The organism is Streptomyces sp. NPDC038135, from assembly GCF_055601245.1.
The window spans coordinates 276,606-294,181 of sequence record NZ_JBVJXS010000001.1 but is presented as its reverse complement, the minus strand read 5'-3'; the positions used below and the strand labels follow the sequence as shown (position 1 = coordinate 294,181).

The 17,576-nt window shown below is 71.4% G+C and carries 17 protein-coding genes; 8 read left to right on the top strand and 9 right to left on the bottom strand.

Translation table 11 applies throughout. From position 1 onward, the window contains the following. Positions 1–129: 129 nt before the first annotated feature. Positions 130–615: a hypothetical protein gene (locus tag ACZ7JA_RS01355; protein WP_470806770.1), complete on the top strand. Its 486-nt coding sequence runs from the start codon at positions 130–132 to the stop codon at positions 613–615. Between the two features lie 558 nt (positions 616–1,173). Next, complete coding sequence (locus ACZ7JA_RS01350) at positions 1,174–1,911, top strand: hypothetical protein (RefSeq protein ID WP_470806769.1); 738 nt, start codon at positions 1,174–1,176, stop codon at positions 1,909–1,911. A gap of 235 nt (positions 1,912–2,146) precedes the next feature. Here ACZ7JA_RS01350 and ACZ7JA_RS01345 read toward each other — a convergent pair whose 3' ends face one another. The 3 genes from ACZ7JA_RS01345 to ACZ7JA_RS01335 are packed head-to-tail and all read right to left on the bottom strand — an operon-like array spanning position 2,147 to position 5,208. Beyond that, complete coding sequence (locus ACZ7JA_RS01345; RefSeq protein ID WP_351662457.1) at positions 2,147–3,280, bottom strand: Mrp/NBP35 family ATP-binding protein; 1,134 nt, start codon at positions 3,278–3,280, stop codon at positions 2,147–2,149. 43 nt (positions 3,281–3,323) lie between these two features. Further along, positions 3,324–3,929, bottom strand: coding sequence for a DUF1003 domain-containing protein (locus ACZ7JA_RS01340; RefSeq protein WP_401132111.1), 606 nt, complete (start codon positions 3,927–3,929; stop codon positions 3,324–3,326). After that, the gene (locus tag ACZ7JA_RS01335) at positions 3,919–5,208 is read right to left on the bottom strand and encodes a magnesium transporter MgtE N-terminal domain-containing protein (protein ID WP_351662461.1); all 1,290 of its coding nucleotides are present in this window, start codon (positions 5,206–5,208) and stop codon (positions 3,919–3,921) included. Before ACZ7JA_RS01335 ends, ACZ7JA_RS01340 begins: the two co-directional genes overlap by 11 nt. Positions 5,209–5,407: 199 nt before the next feature. On the opposite strand from ACZ7JA_RS01335, the gene ACZ7JA_RS01330 reads away from it, so the two are divergent. Continuing rightward, positions 5,408–6,130, top strand: coding sequence for a hypothetical protein (locus tag ACZ7JA_RS01330; protein ID WP_351662985.1), 723 nt, complete (start codon positions 5,408–5,410; stop codon positions 6,128–6,130). A 17-nt stretch (positions 6,131–6,147) separates the two neighbouring features. Here ACZ7JA_RS01330 and ACZ7JA_RS01325 read toward each other — a convergent pair whose 3' ends face one another. Further along, a complete protein-coding gene (locus ACZ7JA_RS01325) occupies positions 6,148–6,663 on the bottom strand; it encodes a hypothetical protein (protein WP_470806768.1) in 516 nt (171 codons plus the stop codon). A gap of 20 nt (positions 6,664–6,683) precedes the next feature. Continuing rightward, positions 6,684–7,808: a magnesium and cobalt transport protein CorA gene (locus ACZ7JA_RS01320; protein ID WP_351662465.1), complete on the bottom strand. Its 1,125-nt coding sequence runs from the start codon at positions 7,806–7,808 to the stop codon at positions 6,684–6,686. A gap of 479 nt (positions 7,809–8,287) precedes the next feature. On the opposite strand from ACZ7JA_RS01320, the gene ACZ7JA_RS01315 reads away from it, so the two are divergent. After that, positions 8,288–8,884 (top strand): suppressor of fused domain protein, encoded by a 597-nt coding sequence (locus ACZ7JA_RS01315; protein WP_351662467.1) that lies wholly within the window; start codon positions 8,288–8,290, stop codon positions 8,882–8,884. A gap of 30 nt (positions 8,885–8,914) precedes the next feature. Here the strand turns inward: ACZ7JA_RS01315 and ACZ7JA_RS01310 are convergent, their stop codons facing one another. Beyond that, positions 8,915–10,138: an MFS transporter gene (locus ACZ7JA_RS01310; protein WP_351662468.1), complete on the bottom strand. Its 1,224-nt coding sequence runs from the start codon at positions 10,136–10,138 to the stop codon at positions 8,915–8,917. A 168-nt stretch (positions 10,139–10,306) separates the two neighbouring features. Between ACZ7JA_RS01310 and ACZ7JA_RS01305 the strand changes: the two genes are divergently transcribed. The 3 genes from ACZ7JA_RS01305 to ACZ7JA_RS01295 all read left to right on the top strand — a co-directional run bounded on the left by ACZ7JA_RS01305 (position 10,307) and on the right by ACZ7JA_RS01295 (position 12,581). Beyond that, positions 10,307–10,948, top strand: a complete 642-nt coding sequence (locus ACZ7JA_RS01305) for a DUF6758 family protein (RefSeq protein WP_351662470.1) — start codon at positions 10,307–10,309, stop codon at positions 10,946–10,948. 105 nt (positions 10,949–11,053) lie between these two features. After that, on the top strand, positions 11,054–11,911 hold the full coding sequence (locus ACZ7JA_RS01300) for a PHP domain-containing protein (protein WP_470806765.1): 858 nt from the start codon (positions 11,054–11,056) through the stop codon (positions 11,909–11,911). Between the two features lie 64 nt (positions 11,912–11,975). After that, on the top strand, positions 11,976–12,581 hold the full coding sequence (locus tag ACZ7JA_RS01295) for a MarC family protein (protein WP_351662473.1): 606 nt from the start codon (positions 11,976–11,978) through the stop codon (positions 12,579–12,581). Between the two features lie 46 nt (positions 12,582–12,627). On the opposite strand, the gene ACZ7JA_RS01290 is transcribed toward ACZ7JA_RS01295, so the two are convergent. After that, positions 12,628–12,780, bottom strand: a complete 153-nt coding sequence (locus tag ACZ7JA_RS01290; protein ID WP_174266095.1) for a hypothetical protein — start codon at positions 12,778–12,780, stop codon at positions 12,628–12,630. 196 nt (positions 12,781–12,976) lie between these two features. On the opposite strand from ACZ7JA_RS01290, the gene ACZ7JA_RS01285 reads away from it, so the two are divergent. After that, on the top strand, positions 12,977–13,882 hold the full coding sequence (locus tag ACZ7JA_RS01285) for an NYN domain-containing protein (RefSeq protein ID WP_351662988.1): 906 nt from the start codon (positions 12,977–12,979) through the stop codon (positions 13,880–13,882). A gap of 61 nt (positions 13,883–13,943) precedes the next feature. Here the strand turns inward: ACZ7JA_RS01285 and ACZ7JA_RS01280 are convergent, their stop codons facing one another. Continuing rightward, on the bottom strand, positions 13,944–14,831 hold the full coding sequence (locus ACZ7JA_RS01280) for an alpha/beta fold hydrolase (protein ID WP_470806763.1): 888 nt from the start codon (positions 14,829–14,831) through the stop codon (positions 13,944–13,946). Between the two features lie 153 nt (positions 14,832–14,984). Further along, positions 14,985–17,390, bottom strand: coding sequence for a DEAD/DEAH box helicase (locus tag ACZ7JA_RS01275; protein WP_470806761.1), 2,406 nt, complete (start codon positions 17,388–17,390; stop codon positions 14,985–14,987). Between the last annotated feature and the right edge of the window lie 186 nt (positions 17,391–17,576).

Genomic DNA, 17,576 nt, shown 5'->3' with positions numbered 1-17,576 from the left:
TGATCGACCTGATGGGGATGCGGCCGGATCTCAAACTCTGCTTCCAGTACCAGCGACCCAGGTGCGATCCCAGAGCCATCCGGGAGCGGCGCGCTAGCATCCCGCATGCCCATTCCATGGAGATCTAGCGTGGACGTATTCGCGCGCATCTTGAGACAGCATGCGGTCGACCCCGATGCAGTACGCGACGTCGCTGCCGCCTGGGAGGCCTTCGGCGAGTTCCTCCAGATCGAGGTCCAAGGGATCGAGCGGCCTGAGAACGACGGTGACGGCTTCATCGTCGAGTGGGGCAAGTGGGGATGGAACGACAACCATCCTGCGCTGTCCTTCAGTCGACTGCTCGCGGTCAGCGAATCCGACGACCGAGATGACCCCGACTGGCAGCCGGAATACTGGAAGGTGGAACTGCAACTCATCTTCGCCGCGGACCCGGCATGGGCAGATCTCGACCGCCTCAGACACCAGGACACCGGGTTCGACTACGACGAGATCGGCGCGCCGAGGATCGCCGCGCTGGGAGAGATGCGCCAATTCATCGAGTCCTACCCCCAGCTGGCGGCCATGTGGCGAGCCGAGCCCACGCGCAGCGGCTTGGCTCTTGAACGAGCGGGCTAGCTGAGGGACCGTGGCGGGCTCCCCGGCCCGTGCCACTCTCGTGCCAGAACGGGCGGGGACTCACGGGGAACCAGGGTTCGGAACGACACTTCCGCCGCGAGCTGATCAGGCCGGAGGATGCGCAGGTCACGCAGTCTCTTGCCTCACCTCGCTCCTAAAGCGGTGGCCAGCGGCCGCCCCGTGCCCTTCGAACGCCCGCGGGACTTGCACAGCGGCGCTTGGCTGAGTCATTGAGACTCCGTTGAAGAGGCCCAGTCGCCGTCAGCCGGATGGAGCGGCTCGGAGTTTGGCCGGCGACGTGGCTGGTCACATTGTGATCATGCCCGATTCTCAGGGCTACGGACGGCGGCGCCTGCCGCGGCGCCGGAGCCCGCGTGTGCGTGCACCCCGGGTGGACCGACAGTCGCCATCGGCATCTCCATGGTGGATGTCCTTTCTTGACAAGGCGGCGCGCGTCCTCGCGCCAGGAACTCTCGTCATCGGCTTGCTCTACTTCTTCGGCAGCACGTACACGGATACGTACTACTCCTTCTTCCGCCGCGCGATCTCCAGTTCTCGGTGCAGGGATATCTGGTCAACAGCCCCCGGGCGATTTTTGTCCCGATGTGGGTCCTGTTCATTGTTGGCCTGGGCCTGGCAATGTTGCTGCTGCTGATAAACCATGTGCTGGCAGGCCCCCGAAAGGCGGCCCGGCGTCGTGTGGTGGCCAGGTGGTTCTACCTCCCCGGCATGGCTGTCGTGCTGTTGATCCCCTTGATCCTCCCGGAGTCGGTGGCGCAAGCACCGGGTCTGATCTTGACGGGGGAACCTCCTGGGCTGTGGGCGCCACTTGTCCTAGCTCTGGGAGCGACGCTGTCCCTGTTCGGTTTCCGGCTGAGTCCCGGAGATTGGGGTTCCCCGGACAAGCGTGCACCGACCGGCAGACGCGTGTGGTTCGTCGCTGAGGTGATGATGGGCGGGCTGGTGGTGGCCGCCTTGTTTACGTATGTGGCCTACTACGCGACATCCGCGGGCCGGACTGACGCCAGCATCGATGCAGACAAAGGCTTCCCGGGCAACCCAGGTGTTGTTATCCATTCGCGGGTCAAAATCGCTCATGATGTTCCAGGGATCACCTACAGGGACCAAGGCGGCGGAAGTGGCCCCTACCGCTATCGCTATACCGGCTTCGTCACCCTTGCGAAAACGTCGGCCCACTTCTATCTCGTCACCCGCAACTGGCGGTCCGGACAAGTGGTGCTCGTGCTGCCGGATGACGACACCATCCGGGTTGAGATGAAACCACGGGCCGACTAGAAGGCTCGCTGACCAATGGCAACGCTTGAGCACGGCACTGCGATGCCCGCTGATCGATGCCTTGATGGAAGAAGTCTCGGCGCCGCCGTGTGCTCAGGTGTGACGGGGAGGCGCCGGGCCGTCTCTGGGCCGTGCAGGGACGCTCAACGACGACCAACGCCGACGCACGTCGACGGCTCCGCCGCTGGTCAGAAGGTTGACCAAGGACGGAGCCGCAGCTCGCGGACGCGTGGTGTCAGAACTTGTTCTTGGGGGTCAGCCCCAGGGACAGGCCCGACAGGCCGCGCTGACGGCCGCCCAGCTTCCCCGCGATCGCTCGCAGGGCGGAGCCCGCCGGGGAGTCCGGGTCGCTCAGGACCACCGGCTTGCCCTCGTCGCCGCCCTCGCGCAGCCGGACGTCGATCGGGATGCTGCCGAGCACCGGGACCGACGCGCCCGTGGTGCGGGTGAGGCCGTCGGCGACCGTCTGGCCGCCGCCCGTGCCGAAGACGTCGACCATCTCGCCGCAGTGCGGGCAGGGCAGCCCGGACATGTTCTCCACCACGCCGACGATCTTCTGGTGGGTCTGCACGGCGATGGAGCCGGCCCGCTCGGCCACCTCGGCCGCCGCCTGCTGAGGCGTCGTCACGACCAGGATCTCGGCGTTCGGGACGAGCTGCGCCACCGAGATCGCGATGTCGCCGGTGCCGGGCGGCAGGTCCAGCAGCAGGACGTCCAGGTCGCCCCAGTACACGTCCGCGAGGAACTGCTGCAGCGCGCGGTGCAGCATCGGGCCGCGCCAGACGACCGGCGCGTTGCCCGGGGTGAACATGCCGATGGAGATGACCTTCACGCCGTTCGCCGACGGCGGCATGATCATGTTCTCGACCTGGGTCGGACGGCCGTCCGCGCCCAGCATGCGCGGCACGCTGTGGCCGTAGATGTCGGCGTCCACGACACCGACCTTCAGGCCGTCGGCCGCCATCGCCGCCGCCAGGTTCACCGTCACCGAGGACTTGCCGACGCCGCCCTTGCCGGAGGCGACCGCGTAGACCCGGGTGAGGCTGCCGGGCTTGGCGAACGGGACCTCACGCTCGGCCTGGCCGCCGCGCAGGGCGTTCGCCAGCTCCTTGCGCTGCTCGTCGCTCATCACGTCCAGCGACACGTCGACCCGGGTGACGCCCTCGACCCGGGAGACCGCCTCGGTCACCCGCTGCGTGATCGTCTCGCGCATCGGGCAGCCGGAGACCGTCAGGTACACGGTGACCGCGACCGCGCCGTCCTCCCCGATCTCCACCGATTTGACCATCCCCAGCTCGGTGATGGGTCGGTTGATCTCGGGGTCGTTCACCGTCGCCAGTGCCTCGCGCACCGCGTCTTCCGTAGCCATAGAGACGATGGTACGGCGCTCCGTGGGGCCCGCGGGTAGCCCCTCAGCGGTCTTCTGCGTCACGTCCGGGCGACCGTTCCGCCCGCTCTGCCGGGAATACGACATGCCCGTCGTGGCGCCGCCGTTCCTCCAGTTCCTTCACCAGGTCCTGCAGCTCCGAGCGGATCCAGTCCCGGGTGGCCACCTCGCCGAGACCGGTGCGCAGCGCGGCGACCTCCCGGGTCAGGTACTCGGTGTCGGCGATCGACCGCTCGTTCTGCTTGCGGTCCTGCTCGAGGTTGACCCGGTCGCGGTCGTCCTGCCTGTTCTGCGCCAGCAGGATCAGCGGGGCCGCGTAGGAGGCCTGCAGGGACAGCATCAGGGTCAGGAAGATGAACGGGTACTGGTCGAAGCGCAGCCCCACCGGCGCGGCGATGTTCCACAGCACCCACAGGATGATGACGACCGTCATCCAGACGATGAAGCGTCCCGTGCCGAGGAAGCGGGCGATCCGCTCCGACAGCCGGCCGAACGCCTCCGGGTCCCACTCGGGCAGGATCCGGCGCCTCGGCGGGCGCGGCTGGTCCAGACGCGGGGCGCGGGGCCGGGTGGCGGCCGTGGCGCCCACCGGGTTGCGCTCGCGGGTCGCGGTGTCGCGCTCAGGAGCCATGAGTGGCCGCCTCCTCTCCCTCGTCCAGATGGAACTCCGTCTCCCGCCAGTCGTCGGGCAGCATGTGGTCGAGGACGTCGTCCACGGTCACCGCGCCGAGCAGCGCGCCGGACTCGTCCACCACGGGGGCGGCCACCATGTCGTACGCGGCGAAGAACCCGGCGACGACCGGCAGGGCGGCGTCCGGGTCCAGGGTCTGCAGATCGTCGTCGACCATCGAGCTGACCAGGGTGTACGGAGGGTCGCGCAGCAGCCGCTGGAAGTGGACGGTGCCCAGGTACTTGCCGGTCGGGGTCTCGTCGGGCGGCCGGCAGACGTAGACCTGGGCGGCGAGCGCGGGGGAGAGGTCCTGGTTGCGGACCCGGGCGAGCGCGTCGGCGACGGTCGCGTCCGGGCGCAGCACGATCGGCTCGGTGGTCATCAGACCGCCCGCGGTGTGCTCCTCGTACGACATCAGACGCCGCATGTCGGCCGCGTCGGCGGGCTTCATCAGGCTCAGCAGCCGCTCCTTGTCCGCCTCCGGCAGCTCGGCCAGCAGGTCGGCCGCGTCGTCCGGGTCCATGGCCTCCAGCACGTCCGCCGCGCGCTCCTCGGCCAGCTTGCCGAGGATCTCGATCTGGTCGTCCTCCGGCAGCTCCTCCAGGACGTCGGCGAGACGGTCGTCGTCCAGGGCCGCCGCGACCTCGGCGCGGCGCTTGGCGGACAGGTGGTGCAGCACGTTGGCGAGGTCCGCGGGACGCAGTTGCTCGAACGTGGCGAGCAGGTTCTCGGCGCCCTGGCCGTGCTCCTCCAGGGAGAAGCCGGTCACGGACGACCACTCGACGGTCAGGGTCTCGCCCTTGGCCCGGCGGAAGGCGCCGCCCTTCCTCCCCCTGCGGACGAAGACGCGGTCGATCTCCCAGTCCCGGCGGGCGGGGAGCTGCTGCACGGACAGGTCGAGGACGGTGACCTCCTCGTCGCTCTCCACCAGGCGCACCCGCCGGTCCAGCAGCTCGCCGAAGACGAGCCGCTCGGTGGGCCGCTGCTCGAAGCGGCGCACGTTGAGCACGCCGGTGGTGATGACCTGGCCGGACTCGATACCGGTCACCCGGGTCATGGGCAGGAAGATCCGGCGTCGGGTGGACAGCTCGACGACCAGTCCGAGGACGCGCGGGGGCCGTCGCCCGACGCGCAGCATGACCACCAGGTCGCGTACGCGGCCCACCTGGTCGCCGGCCGGGTCGAAGACGGGGACCCCGGAGAGGTGCGAGACGAAGATCCGGGGGGCGCCGGCTGCCATGACTGTGCTTCCTTTGCTCGCCTTGCTGTGGGATTGCTGTTCTCTGCCCGCTCGCGTGCGCTTCAGGCTAGCCCGTACCGATCCGGTACGCCCTGGTGGGCGCTCCGGACGGACTGGCTCCGCCGAGCGGGCGGGGCCCCGGTACGCTGCCGTACGCCGCTCAGCCACCGTCAGAAAGGCAGCCCCACCTGTGACTGCGATGCCCCTGGGCCGTGTTCGCCGGGCCGCGCTGGTGACCGCGACATGCGCACTGGCCGTGACGGGAGCGACGGTGCTGACGGGGTGCAGCGACGACCCGGACGCCGGGACCAACGGGGTGGGGAAACTGCCCGCAGCCCAGATCCAGGCGAAGACCCGCGCCGCCGCCGACGCCGCTCCCGCGGTGCGGCTGGCCGGGACCGTGGTCACCAGCGGCCGCACGTACCGGCTGGACATGCGGCTGAAGGACGACGGCGGCACGGGCTCGGTCACCTCCCGGGGCGCCACCTTCGGCCTGCTGCGGGTCGGCACGCAGCTGTATCTGAAGGCCGACGCGGAGTTCTGGAACGGCGGCGACAAGTCCGCGGCGGGCAAGCTCGACGGCAAGTACGTGAAGGTGCCGCAAGGAGACCCCGCGTACAAGAAGTTCAGCGGCTTCACGGACAAGGACCTCCTCCTCGACGGTCTGCTGACCCTGCACGGTTCGCCGGCGACCGACGGCCACCACGAGACGGCGGGTACCCGCACCATCCGGATCACCGGCGACGACGGCGACGGCGGCACCCTGGACGTCTCCCTGGAGGGCAAGCCGTACCCGCTGCGCCTGGAGCGCGCCGGTTCCGCGGGCACGCTCACCTTCTCCGACTGGGGCAAGGACTTCACCGTGACCCGGCCCGCGAAGGGCGAGACGGTCGACTACGGCAGGCAGCTCCCGGCGTCGTAGCCCGGCGGAACCCCGCGCTACCTCTTCTTCCGCAGCCCGGCCAGCAGCCGCGGCAGGGCGGCCGGGACCGGCCGGCGCGTCGTCGCCGGCGAGGGCACCGGACGCTCCGCCAGGCTCCCGGCGGGCAACGGGAGCGGCGGTCCGGCCGGAGCCAGACGAAGCACCCTGCACTCACGGGCCCACCGCGCGGGCATCTCCTCGCCGTCGGGGGCGTTCAGCCGCTTGCTCTTCAGCTCGGCCACGGCGGCCTCCCACTCCGGCGAGCCGGGGGCCGGCTCGGACACGCTGGCCCGCCAGGTCACCAGCCGGCCGCCCTTGTCCTTGCTGCGCACGGTCACCTCGGCCGAGCCGCCGTCGGCCAGGCCGGGCAGCGGCTGCTCCCCGGGCCCGTCGCCGACCAGGCACACCGCGCCCTCGTGCCACACGTGCCACAGCGCACGCGCGGCCGGGGCCCCGTCGCCCCTGACCCAGATGAGGCCGGACTTCTTGGTGGCCTCCTCGACGAGGGCCTGGTCGAGCAGCTCGCTTGTCATGCGCCCAGCCTAACCAGGGCCTACAGCCAGCCGTTGCGCTTGAGGGTGCGGTGGATGCCCAGACACAGGGCGACCGTGACGCCCATGATCACCGGGTAGCCGTACCGCCAGTGCAGCTCGGGCATGTACTTGAAGTTCATGCCGTAGACCCCGCACACCATCGTCGGCACGGCGATGATCGCGGCCCAGGCGGTGATCTTGCGCATGTCCTCGTTCTGCGCGACGGACGCCTGCGCCAGGTTGGCCTGGAGGATGGAGTTGAGCAGTTCGTCGAAGCCCAGCACCTGCTCCTGGACGCGGGCGAGGTGGTCGGCGACGTCCCGGAAGTACTTCTGGATGTCCGGGTCGACCAGCCGCATCGGCCGCTCGCTCAGCAGCTGCATGGGCCGCAGCAGCGGGGCCACCGCCCGCTTGAACTCCAGCACCTCGCGCTTGAGCTGGTAGATCCGCGCCGAGTCCACACCGCGCGAGACACCGCCCCGGCGGCCCGGCGAGAAGACCTCGGTCTCCACCTCGTCGATGTCGACCTGCACCGCGTCGGCCACCGCGATGTAGCCGTCCACCACGTGGTCGGCGATCGCGTGCAGCACGGCCGAGGGGCCCTTGGCGAGCAGTTCGGGGTCGTCCTGGAGCCGGTGCCGCAGCGCCCGCAGCGAGCCCTGGCCGCCGTGCCGGACGGTGATGAAGAAGTCCCGGCCGGTGAAGCACATGACCTCGCCGGTCTCCACCACCTCGCTGGTCGCGGTGAGCCGGTCGTGCTCGACGTAGTGGATGGTCTTGAAGACGGTGAACAGCGAGTCGTCGTACCGCTCCAGCTTGGGCCGCTGGTGGGCCTGCACCGCGTCCTCCACGGCCAGCGGGTGCAGCCCGAACTCGCGTGCGATACCGGCGAATTCCGACTCGGTCGGCTCGTGCAGCCCCATCCACACGAACCCGCCGTCGCGGCGCACCAGCCGCATCGCCTCCTGCGGGCTCAGCGGCTCCGCGCTGCGCACCCGGGCGCCGTCGCGGTAGACGGCGCAGTCGACGACGGCCGAGGGCGTCGCGGGGTCGCGCGTGGTGTCGTACGGCGCGCTCTGCTCCTTGCGCAGCGAGACACGGGACGACGGGCGGACCACGGCGCGCAGGTCGCGGATCATCGACATGGGCAGGCTCCTTCGCGGGCGGGCAGCGAAAGCGCGTGTCGACGGGTGGAACCACCCGGAATGGGGACGTCCGGCGGAAGTCCTCCCGGCCTCCGGCGGGGAAGGATGTTTGGCACGTCCACAAAGCGGGGAGCACCGCACCGTCGCGGTGGCGACTTCGCTACTGATGCAGAACTGATTCAGGTCAGACAGATCAGGCAAAGCGAGACGAAGTGCTCTTCCGAACGACGACGCGAAAGGGAAGGCGGCGGCCAGCCGGTAACTAGATCAGCAGCCGGAAGAGCGAGTGGTACTGCACGGTCGACTTCGATCCATGACAGCCCCACCTCCTCCGGCCGGTCCCTCGTAAGGGAGTCTCAGCGTCGGGACTCGATAGCGACGCTTCTGCGTGCTGCCCCGAACCACCGGCTCAGCGTAGCAGCAGCGTGTGGTGTCAAGGCGCCGCTTTGCCCGGAGCTGACGAGTTCTATGCTCACCGCATGGTTGATGTTCTTCCTCTGGTCGAGGCACGGTTGAGCACCGCGCTGGGCGCACCGGACGCGCGGGCCGCGGTCACCTTCCTCGGTACCGACCGCATCGAGGTGCTCCGGTTCCACGAGGGGGACGTGGTCCGTTACGCCTCGCTCGGCATGTCGGCGCACCCCATGACCGACCCCACGGCGATGCTCGCCGACCCCGTCAAGGGCCCGCGCGCCGAGCTGGTCCTGTCGGTACGCGCCGGCCTGGCCGACACCGACAAGGTGCTCCGCGCGCTCGCCGTGCTCGCCGCCTCCCCGCAGGTGGAAGGTGTGGTCGTGGCGCCCGGGGCCTCGCTCGACGTCGGTGAACCGCTGTGGCCCGGCGCTCCGTTCAGCTCCGTGCTCGTGGGCGAGCCGGGCGGGCTCGTCGAGGACCTGGCGCTGGACGACCCGATGGACCCGGTGCGGTTCCTGCCGCTGCTGCCGATGACCCCCAACGAGGCGGCCTGGAAGCGGGTGCACGGCGCCCCGGCCCTTCAGGAGCGCTGGCTGGCGAACGGGACGGACCTGAGGGATCCCACCCGCAGGTCCGTCCCGCTGGACGCCGCACCCGAGTGAGCAAGCTCACCAAGGCCCGTCGCCGAGGCGTCAGTTGGCGAAGACGCCGACCCCGTCCTCGGTGGCGTGCCGCGGCTGGAGCTCCTCGGCCTCGTGCGTGAGCGCCCTGCGCCGTACGAGGACCACGACCGCGCCGAGCACGGCGGTGACCGCCGCGACCACGAACGGGACGTGGATGTCGGTCCACTCCTCGATCTTCGGCGCGAAGTAGGGCGCGGCGGCCGCCGCGAACCAGCGGACGAAGTTGTAGCCCGCGCTCGCCACCGGGCGCGGCGCGTCCGACACGCCGAGGGCCAGTTCGGTGTAGACCGTGTTGTTCACGCCGATGAAGGCGCCGGACAGGATCGTGCAGACGACGGCCGTCGTGTGGTCGCCGTAGCCGAGCACGAGCACGTCCACCGCGAGCAGCACCAGCGAGCCGCCGAGCACCTTCAGCGAGCCGAACCGCTTCTGCATGCGCGGGGCCACGATCACCGAGAAGACGGCGAGCAGCAGGCCCCAGGCGAAGAACACGGCGCCCGAGCGGTACGGGGTCATGTTCAGCACGAACGGGGTGAAGGCCAGCACGGTGAAGAACGTGTAGTTGTAGAAGAACGCCGAGACGGCCGCCGAGGCCAGGCCGCCGTGGCCGAGGGCCTTGATCGGGTCCAGTATCGAGGTCTTCCGGGCGGGCTTCGGCTGCTCCTTCAGGAACACCGCGATGCACAGGAAGCCGATCGCCATCAGGGTGGCGGTGCCGAAGAAGGGGTAGCGCCAGCTCGCGTTGCCGAGCAGCGCGCCGAGCAGCGGGCCGCAGGCCATGCCGAGGCCGAGGGCGGACTCGTAGAGCAGGATCGCCGCCGCGCTGCCGCCGGCCGCCGCGCCCACGATCACCGCGAGGGCGGTGGAGACGAACAGCGCGTTGCCGAGGCCCCAGCCCGCGCGGAAGCCGACGAGCTGCCCGACCGAGCCGGAGGTGCCGGCCAGGCCCGCGAAGACGACCACGAACGCGAGGCCGACCAGCAGGGTCCTGCGGCCGCCGATGCGGCTGGAGACGAAGCCGGTCAGCAGCATCGCCACCGCCGTGATCAGGAAGTACGAGGTGAAGAGCAGGGACACCTGGCTGGGTGTGGCGCGAAGGCCCTGCGCGATGGACGGCAGGATCGGGTCGACCAGGCCGATGCCCATGAAGGCGACGACGGAGGCGCCGGCCGTGGCCCACACCGCCTTGGGCTGTCGCAGGATGCCGCCGGCTCCCGCGTCGAAGGAGTCCATGTGCCTCTCCCGTCCCGGCTAGATAGTTGGTTTATGCACATACTAAGTTAGCCGAGCTAATTAATGCAAGGTGCACCTAGTTTCTCCTGGTGGGGCGGGCGCGCGGCTTCCGTCCGGACGGGTGATCGTCCTTGACGCGGGCCGGTCCGGGTAGGACCGTGGGGCCCTATGAGGGGCGAACCCAGTTGCCCGAAGTGTGGTGGCCGGGTCAGGGCTCCCGGCCTCTTCGCCGATTCCTGGCAGTGCGACGCGCACGGGACGGTGTATCCGCTGCAGCCCGTGATCCCGCCCAGCGTCGAGGCGCTCAACGTCGTCGTGCACCGCACGCAGGTCCCGGTGTGGATGCCGTGGCCGCTGCCCGTGGGGTGGCTGTTCACGGGCGTGACCTACGCGGGGGACGACCGCAGCGGCGGCCGCGCCACCGCCGTGGCGTGCTCCGGTCCCGGTCCGCTGGGCGGCATGGGCGAGCTGATCCTCGTCGCCGAGGAGCTCGGTGTCGGACTCGGCGCGCACTACGCGGGCATCGACGGCCCGGACCCGGGCCCTTACATGAACGTCGAGAAGCCGCCCCAGGCCAAGGTCCTGGCCGCCGGGCGCCCGACCCCGCTCTGGCACGTCTCCGGCGGTCCCGACGACCGCGCGGTGTTCGCGGGCGAGGCGCTGGGGCTGTGGCTGTGGGCGGTGGTGTGGCCCGAGCAGTCGGGCCTGCTGATGTACGACGAGCTGGTGCTGGCCGATCTGCGGGACGCGGGCGCCGAGATAGACCTCGTGCCGTGCGGCGCGCTGTCGCCGAGGCTGCTCGAACCCTGAGTGCCGGCTGTAGGGGGCGCCGGGCGGTTACGGGTGTGACAGGGCATCCGGTTCCTGCCGCTATCCTTAGGTGTCCCCACCGTCCCGTCACCGCCTGGAGCAGCCGTGCGCATCGACCTGCACTGCCACTCCACGGCCTCCGACGGCACGGACACCCCGGCCGAGCTGGTCCGCAACGCCGCCGCGGCCGGCCTGGACGTCGTCGCGCTGACCGACCACGACACCACCCGCGGGTACGCCGAGGCGATCGCCGCGCTGCCCGCGGGGCTCACCCTGGTCACGGGCGCCGAGCTGTCGTGCCGGGTCGACGGCGTCTCCATGCACATGCTGGCCTACCTCTTCGACCCCGAGGAGCCCGGTCTGCTCGCCGAGCGCGAGCTGGTCCGGGACGACCGGGTGCCGCGCGCCCAGGGCATGGTCGTCAGGCTGAACGAGCTGGGCGTGCCGGTCACCTGGGAACAGGTGGAGCGGATCGCCGCCGGCGGTTCCGTGGGGCGGCCGCACGTCGCCACCGCGCTGGTCGAGCTGGGCGTCGTGCCGACCGTGAGCGACGCGTTCACCGAGGAGTGGCTCGCCGACGGCGGCCGGGCCTTCGTCGAGAAGCACGAGACCGACCCCTTCGAGGCGGTCCGGCTGGTCAAGGGCGCGGGCGGGGTGGCCGTCTTCGCGCACCCGGCCGCCGTCAAGCGCGGCCGCACGGTGCCGGAGTCGGTCATCGCCGAACTGGCGGCCGCCGGTCTGGACGGCATCGAGGTCGACCACATGGACCACGACGCCGACACGCGGGCCCGGCTGCGCGGCCTCGCCGGGGAGCTGGGACTGCTGGTCACGGGGTCCTCGGACTACCACGGCAGCCGCAAGACCGTCTCGCTGGGCGCGTACACGACCGATCCCGAGGTCTACGGCGAGATCACCCGCCGGGCCACCGGGGCGTTCCCGGTGCCGGGGGCCGGCGGAGCCTGAGGCGGCCGGCCCGCCTCACCCGATCGTCCCCGTTTCTCTCTTCAGCAAGGCCTGTAGCACCACCATGTTCGACCTCGCCGTCTTCGGCTCCCTGTTCCTGACCCTTTTCGTCATCATGGACCCCCCGGGGATCACCCCGATCTTCCTCGCCCTGACCGCCGGCCGTCCGGCCAAGGTGCAGAAGCGCATGGCCTTCCAGGCCGTGTGCGTGGCGGGCGGGGTCATCGCCACCTTCGGCGTCCTGGGCCACCAGATCCTCGACTACCTGCACGTGTCCGTCCCCGCGCTGATGATCGCGGGCGGTCTGCTGCTCCTGCTGATCGCGCTGGACCTGCTCACCGGCAAGACCGACGAGCCGAAGCAGACCAAGGACGTCAACGTCGCCCTGGTGCCGCTGGGCATGCCGCTGCTGGCGGGGCCCGGCGCCATCGTGTCCGTGATCCTCGCCGTGCAGAAGGCCGGCAGTGCGGCCACGCAGGTCTCGGTGTGGGCCGCGATCCTCGCGATCCACGTGGTGCTGTGGCTGGTGATGCGTTACTCGCTGCTGATCATCCGGGTCATCAAGGACGGCGGTGTGGTCCTGGTGACGCGGCTCGCGGGCATGATGCTCTCCGCGATCGCCGTGCAGCAGATCATCAACGGGGTCACTCAGGTGATCCGGGGGAGCTGAGAAGCGGGCCTCGGCTCCCCCGGAAAGCTTGAGTGAGCGCCGGGTGTTATGAGGCCGGGCTCTCGGCCGGGCGGATCCAGAGGCGCTGTCCTACGGCTGCGGCCTGCTGAACGATCCGGTTGACGGAGGCGGCGTCCACGACGGTGCTGTCCACGGTGGTGCCGTCGACCTCGTCGAGTCGCATGATTTCGAAGCGCACGGGCTTCTCCCTTCGTCTGGTCATCCTCCTGCGGAGAACTACTGGGGTGACGTGCTGTCGTAGGTATCCAACGCGCTGCGTGTTACAAACATTCCCTACACTAAATAAATTTTTCGAACGACTAATTACTGACCGGTAAGCGGCGTTGGCGGGACTGACCGAGAGCGGTTGTGTTCGCAGCGTGATCGCCAGGACAATGGAGGCGATGAACGACGACCTGGCGGACCTCGCCGCCCGCATCGACCACACCAACGAGCTGCTGCAGCGCATGCTCGCCGAGGTGGCGAAGACGCCCTCGACCCACGCGATCTTCGTCGACGCGGGATACCTCTACGCGGCCGCGGGCCGGCTCGTCGCCGGGACAGAGGACCGGCGCGCCTTCGACCTCGACGCCGAAGGCCTGATCGACGCCCTCATCGACAGGGCCCGCACGATCTTCGCCGACAGCCGGCTGCTGCGCGTCTACTGGTACGACGGCGCCCGCCGCCGCATCCACACGGCCGAGCAGCAGACCATCGCCGAACTGCCCGACGTCAAGGTCCGCCTCGGCAACCTCAACGCCAACAACCAGCAGAAAGGCGTCGACTCCCTCATCCGCAGCGACCTGGAGTCACTGGCCCGGCACCGCGCCATCAGCGACGCGGCCCTGCTGGGCGGCGACGAGGACCTGGTGTCCGCGGTCGAGGCGGCTCAGGGCTACGGCGCCCGCGTCCACCTCTGGGGCATCGAGGCCCCCGAGGGCCGCAACCAGGCCGAGCCGCTGCTCTGGGAGGTCGACAGCCAGCGCACCCTCGACCTCGAGTTCTTCAAGCCCTACGTCTCCCGCCGCACGGCCGCCGCCTACGAGCCCGCCACCGGAACCCGGCCCACCCGCGAGGACGTCCGCTTCGTCGGCGCCCGGATCGCGGCCAAGTGGCTCTCCGCACGCGGCCGCGAGGCCCTGGTCGAGCTGCTCCCCGGCCACCCCTACCTCCCGGGCTCCGTCGACCAGGACCTCCTCGTCGAGGCCGAGGGCATGCTCCAGTACTCCCTGCGCGGCCAGGCCGACCTGCGCCGCGCCCTCCGGGACGGCTTCTGGGAGCACCTGCAGACGCAGTACTAGCCGGCCGCCCACGACGCCGGCCCCGAGCCGCCGGTCCGCCCGGCCGGGTGCGTGCCGTCGGTCAGGCGGTGGGGGCGGGGTGAGTGTCCCAGAAGTCGGCCAAGGCGCGGGCCGTGGCGAGGGGCTGGTCGGTGTTGGGGGAGTGCTCGGCGCCTTCGACCACCGTCCGCCGGGCCCCCAGCCGCACCGCCATGTCGTCGAGCAGGGCCAGCGGCCAGGTGTCGTCCAGCGCGCCCGACAGCACGTGGAACGGCAGCGGCACGGCCGCGAGTTCGGCGACCCGGTCCGGCTCGGAGCACAACTGGCGTCCGGTGGACAGGAGTTGGGCGGGCTTGTTGCCCATCCAGCGGCGCCGCAGGTCGGCCCGGTTGTCGAGGCCGCCGTCCAGTCCGCCGGTGGCGGTCTCCTCCGGCGCCTCCATCGCCTGGATCGCGTCCCACACCTCGGCCATCGTCATCACCGCGAGCGCGTCCCGCAGCAGCTTCACGCGCTGCTGCTGGGAGACCGAGATCTGCGCGGGCCCCGAGGCCATCAGGGTGAGCGAGGCGAAGGGGGAGTGGTCGAGCAGCACGGCGGCGCGCGAGACCTGCCCGCCCAGCGAGTGCCCCAGCAGATGCACCGGCGCCGCCCCGAGGGCCGCCGCCTGCGCGAGTACGTCCTTCGCCAACTCCTCCTGGGCGTAGGCCGTTTCGTCGTGCTCGGGACCGTCCGTCTCGAACTGCCCGCGCCCGTCCACGGCCACGGTCCGGTACCCGCGCTCGGCCAGCGGCACGTGCAGCGGGTTGAAGTCCTCCTTGCTGCCGGTGAAGCCCGGCAGCAGCAGCGCGACCCCTCGGGGTTCGACCCCGTCGGCGACGGGCGCGTCGACCACGGCGAACTCGCCGCGCGCGGTCCGCAGGGAGTACGCGCGGGCACCGGCGGGCGGGGCGAAGGTGGCAGGCCTGCTCATGGGAAGAGGCTAACCGGCGTCGCCGCCCGGCGGGTGACGGGCCGTGTGCCGGGCGGAGGCGGGGAGGGAACGCCGACGGCCCGGCCCACCGAGGTGGGCCGGGCCGTCCGGTCGATGCCGTCGTGCCGTCCGGCTGGTGCGCCGGTACGCCGATCAGGCTTCGGGAGCCTCCGCTGCGGCCGCCGTCTTCCGGGTCCGGCGCGCCTTCGGAGCCGCCTCGGCGGACTCGGCGGCGGGCGCCGTCGCCTTGCGGGTGGTCCGGCGGCGCGGCTTGGCCTCCGGCTCGGCGGTGGCCTGTGCCGGAATCTCCGGGACGGCCGCCTCGGCGACGGCCTTGCGGGTCCGCCGTGCCTTGGGCGCGGCCACCTCGGCCCCGTCCACCGCGGCCTCGGCGGCGGCGGCGGTCTTGCGGGTCCGGCGCGGCTTGGCCTCGGCCTCGGCCGCTTCGGCGGTCTCCGGAGCGGCGACCGCCTTCTTGCGGGTGCGGCGGGGCTTGGCCTCGGTGGCTTCCGCGGTGTCCACGGCGGCCTCGGCGGCAGCGGCGGTCTTGCGGGTCCGGCGGGGCTTGGCCTCGGCCTCGGGCGCTTCGGCGGTCTCCGGAGCGGCGACCGCCTTCTTGCGGGTGCGGCGGGGCTTGGCCTCGGTGGCTTCCGCGGTGTCCTCGGCGGCGGCGGCGGCGGTCTTGCGGGTCCGGCGGGGCTTCGCCTCAGTCTCCGTCTCCGTCACCTCGGGTGCGGCGGCGGTCTTGCGGGTGCGGCGGGGCTTGGTCTCCGTGGCTTCCGCGGTGTCCACGGCGGCCTCGGCGGCCGGTTCCGCCGTCTTGCGGGTCCGGCGGCGCGGCTTCGGCTCGGCGGCCTCGACCACGGCCTCGGGCGCTGCCACCACGGGGGCGGACTCCGCCACGGGCGTCTCGACCGCGGGCGCCTCGGCAGCGGCGGTCTCGGCCGGCTGTGCGGCCTTCCGCGTGCGGCGGCGGCGCGGCTTCTCCGGGGTGTCCACGGTGGCCGGGCCCTCGGCCGTGTCCACCGTCGCGACGGCGGCCGGCTCGACGGCGGCCGGCTCGACGGCGGGCGTCGCGGCGGCGGGCGTCTCGACGGTCGCGGCAGCGGCCGTCACCGGCTCGGCCGCGCTCCCGCCGCGCGTGCGGCGACGACGGCGCGGGGTACGGGCTCCCGTGGGCTCCTCGGCGGTGCCGGACTCGGCGGCCGGCGCCGGAGCGGTGGAGGCGTCCGTCGGGGCCCCGCCGCGCGTGCGGCGGCGACGGCGCGGGGTACGGGCCGGGCGCTCACTCTCGGCCGACGGGGCGGCACCGGACTCGGCGCGGCCGCCACGGCCACCCCGGCCCCGGCCGCGCGCTCCGCGGCCGCCGGTCTCGCCCAGGTCCTCCAGCACCTCCGCGTCGAGCCCGGCGCGGGTCCGCTCCGAACGCGGCAGTATGCCCTTGGTGCCCTCGGGGATGCCGAGGTCGGAGAACAGGTGCGGGGAGCTGGAGTACGTCTCCGCCGGGTCGCTGAAGCCCAGCTCCAGCGCCTTGTTGATGAGCTGCCAGCGCGGGATGTCGTCCCAGTCGACGAACGTGATCGCCGTGCCCTTGGCGCCCGCGCGGCCGGTGCGGCCCACGCGGTGCAGGTACGTCTTCTCGTCCTCGGGGGACTGGTAGTTGATGACGTGGGTCACGCCCTCGACGTCGATGCCGCGCGCGGCGACGTCGGTGCAGACGAGGACGTCGACCTTGCCGTTGCGGAAGGCCCGCAGGGCCTGCTCGCGCGCGCCCTGGCCGAGGTCGCCGTGGACCGCGCCGGAGGCGAAGCCGCGCCGCTCGAGCTGCTCGGCGATGTCGGCGGCGGTGCGCTTGGTGCGGCAGAAGATCATCGCGAGCCCGCGGCCCTCGGCCTGCAGGATGCGGGCGACCATCTCGGCCTTGTCCATCGAGTGCGCGCGGTAGACGAACTGCTTGATGTTCGCGACCGTGGCGCCCTCGTCGTCCGGCGAGGTGGCGCGGATGTGGGTCGGCTGCGACATGTAGCGGCGCGCGAGGCCGATGACCGCGCCCGGCATGGTCGCGGAGAACAGCATGGTCTGGCGCCTGGCCGGAAGCATGTTGATGATCTTCTCGACGTCGGGCAGGAAGCCCAGGTCGAGCATCTCGTCGGCCTCGTCGAGGACCAGGCTCTTGATGTGGTTCAGGTTCAGCTTCTTCTGGCCCGCGAGGTCCAGGAGCCGGCCCGGGGTGCCGACGACCACGTCGACGCCCTTCTTCAGGGCCTCGACCTGGGGCTCGTAGGCCCGGCCGCCGTAGATCGCGAGGACGCGCACGTTGCGCACCTTGCCGGCGGTGAGCAGGTCGTTGGTGACCTGCTGGCAGAGCTCGCGCGTGGGAACGACGACGAGCGCCTGCGGGGCGTCGGTCAGGGCCTCGGGGGCGGCGCGGCCGGCCTCCACGTCGGCGGGGACCGTCACGCGCTCCAGGAGCGGGAGGCCGAAGCCCAGCGTCTTGCCGGTGCCGGTCTTGGCCTGGCCGATGACGTCCGTGCCGGACAGGGCTACGGGAAGCGTCATCTCCTGGATGGGGAAGGGAGTGACGATGCCGACGGCCTCCAGGGCCTCGGCCGTCTCGGGAAGGATTCCGAGGTCTCGAAACGTCGTAGTCAGGGTGCTGCCTCTTCTGTGTGGCGCGGCGCGAGGCGAGCGCGGGGGTCTTTGACGGACCGTGCCGGGGGACGTCGGTTGCCATACGGGCGAACC

What these genes read in the sequence shown, in the direction of transcription:
- ACZ7JA_RS01285 (WP_351662988.1), top strand. Translation starts at nt 12,977, where the DNA reads ATGGAGGCGATGAACGACGACCTGGCGGACCTCGCCGCCCGCATCGAC.
- ACZ7JA_RS01305 (WP_351662470.1), top strand. Translation starts at nt 10,307, where the DNA reads ATGAGGGGCGAACCCAGTTGCCCGAAGTGTGGTGGCCGGGTCAGGGCT.
- ACZ7JA_RS01295 (WP_351662473.1), top strand. Translation starts at nt 11,976, where the DNA reads ATGTTCGACCTCGCCGTCTTCGGCTCCCTGTTCCTGACCCTTTTCGTC.
- ACZ7JA_RS01315 (WP_351662467.1), top strand. Translation starts at nt 8,288, where the DNA reads ATGGTTGATGTTCTTCCTCTGGTCGAGGCACGGTTGAGCACCGCGCTG.
- ACZ7JA_RS01325 (WP_470806768.1), bottom strand. Translation starts at nt 6,663, where the DNA reads ATGACAAGCGAGCTGCTCGACCAGGCCCTCGTCGAGGAGGCCACCAAG.
- ACZ7JA_RS01340 (WP_401132111.1), bottom strand. Translation starts at nt 3,929, where the DNA reads ATGGCTCCTGAGCGCGACACCGCGACCCGCGAGCGCAACCCGGTGGGC.
- ACZ7JA_RS01310 (WP_351662468.1), bottom strand. Translation starts at nt 10,138, where the DNA reads ATGGACTCCTTCGACGCGGGAGCCGGCGGCATCCTGCGACAGCCCAAG.
- ACZ7JA_RS01275 (WP_470806761.1), bottom strand. Translation starts at nt 17,390, where the DNA reads ATGACGCTTCCCGTAGCCCTGTCCGGCACGGACGTCATCGGCCAGGCC.
- ACZ7JA_RS01345 (WP_351662457.1), bottom strand. Translation starts at nt 3,280, where the DNA reads ATGGCTACGGAAGACGCGGTGCGCGAGGCACTGGCGACGGTGAACGAC.
- ACZ7JA_RS01280 (WP_470806763.1), bottom strand. Translation starts at nt 14,831, where the DNA reads ATGAGCAGGCCTGCCACCTTCGCCCCGCCCGCCGGTGCCCGCGCGTAC.
- ACZ7JA_RS01335 (WP_351662461.1), bottom strand. Translation starts at nt 5,208, where the DNA reads ATGGCAGCCGGCGCCCCCCGGATCTTCGTCTCGCACCTCTCCGGGGTC.
- ACZ7JA_RS01320 (WP_351662465.1), bottom strand. Translation starts at nt 7,808, where the DNA reads ATGTCGATGATCCGCGACCTGCGCGCCGTGGTCCGCCCGTCGTCCCGT.
- ACZ7JA_RS01330 (WP_351662985.1), top strand. Translation starts at nt 5,408, where the DNA reads ATGCCCCTGGGCCGTGTTCGCCGGGCCGCGCTGGTGACCGCGACATGC.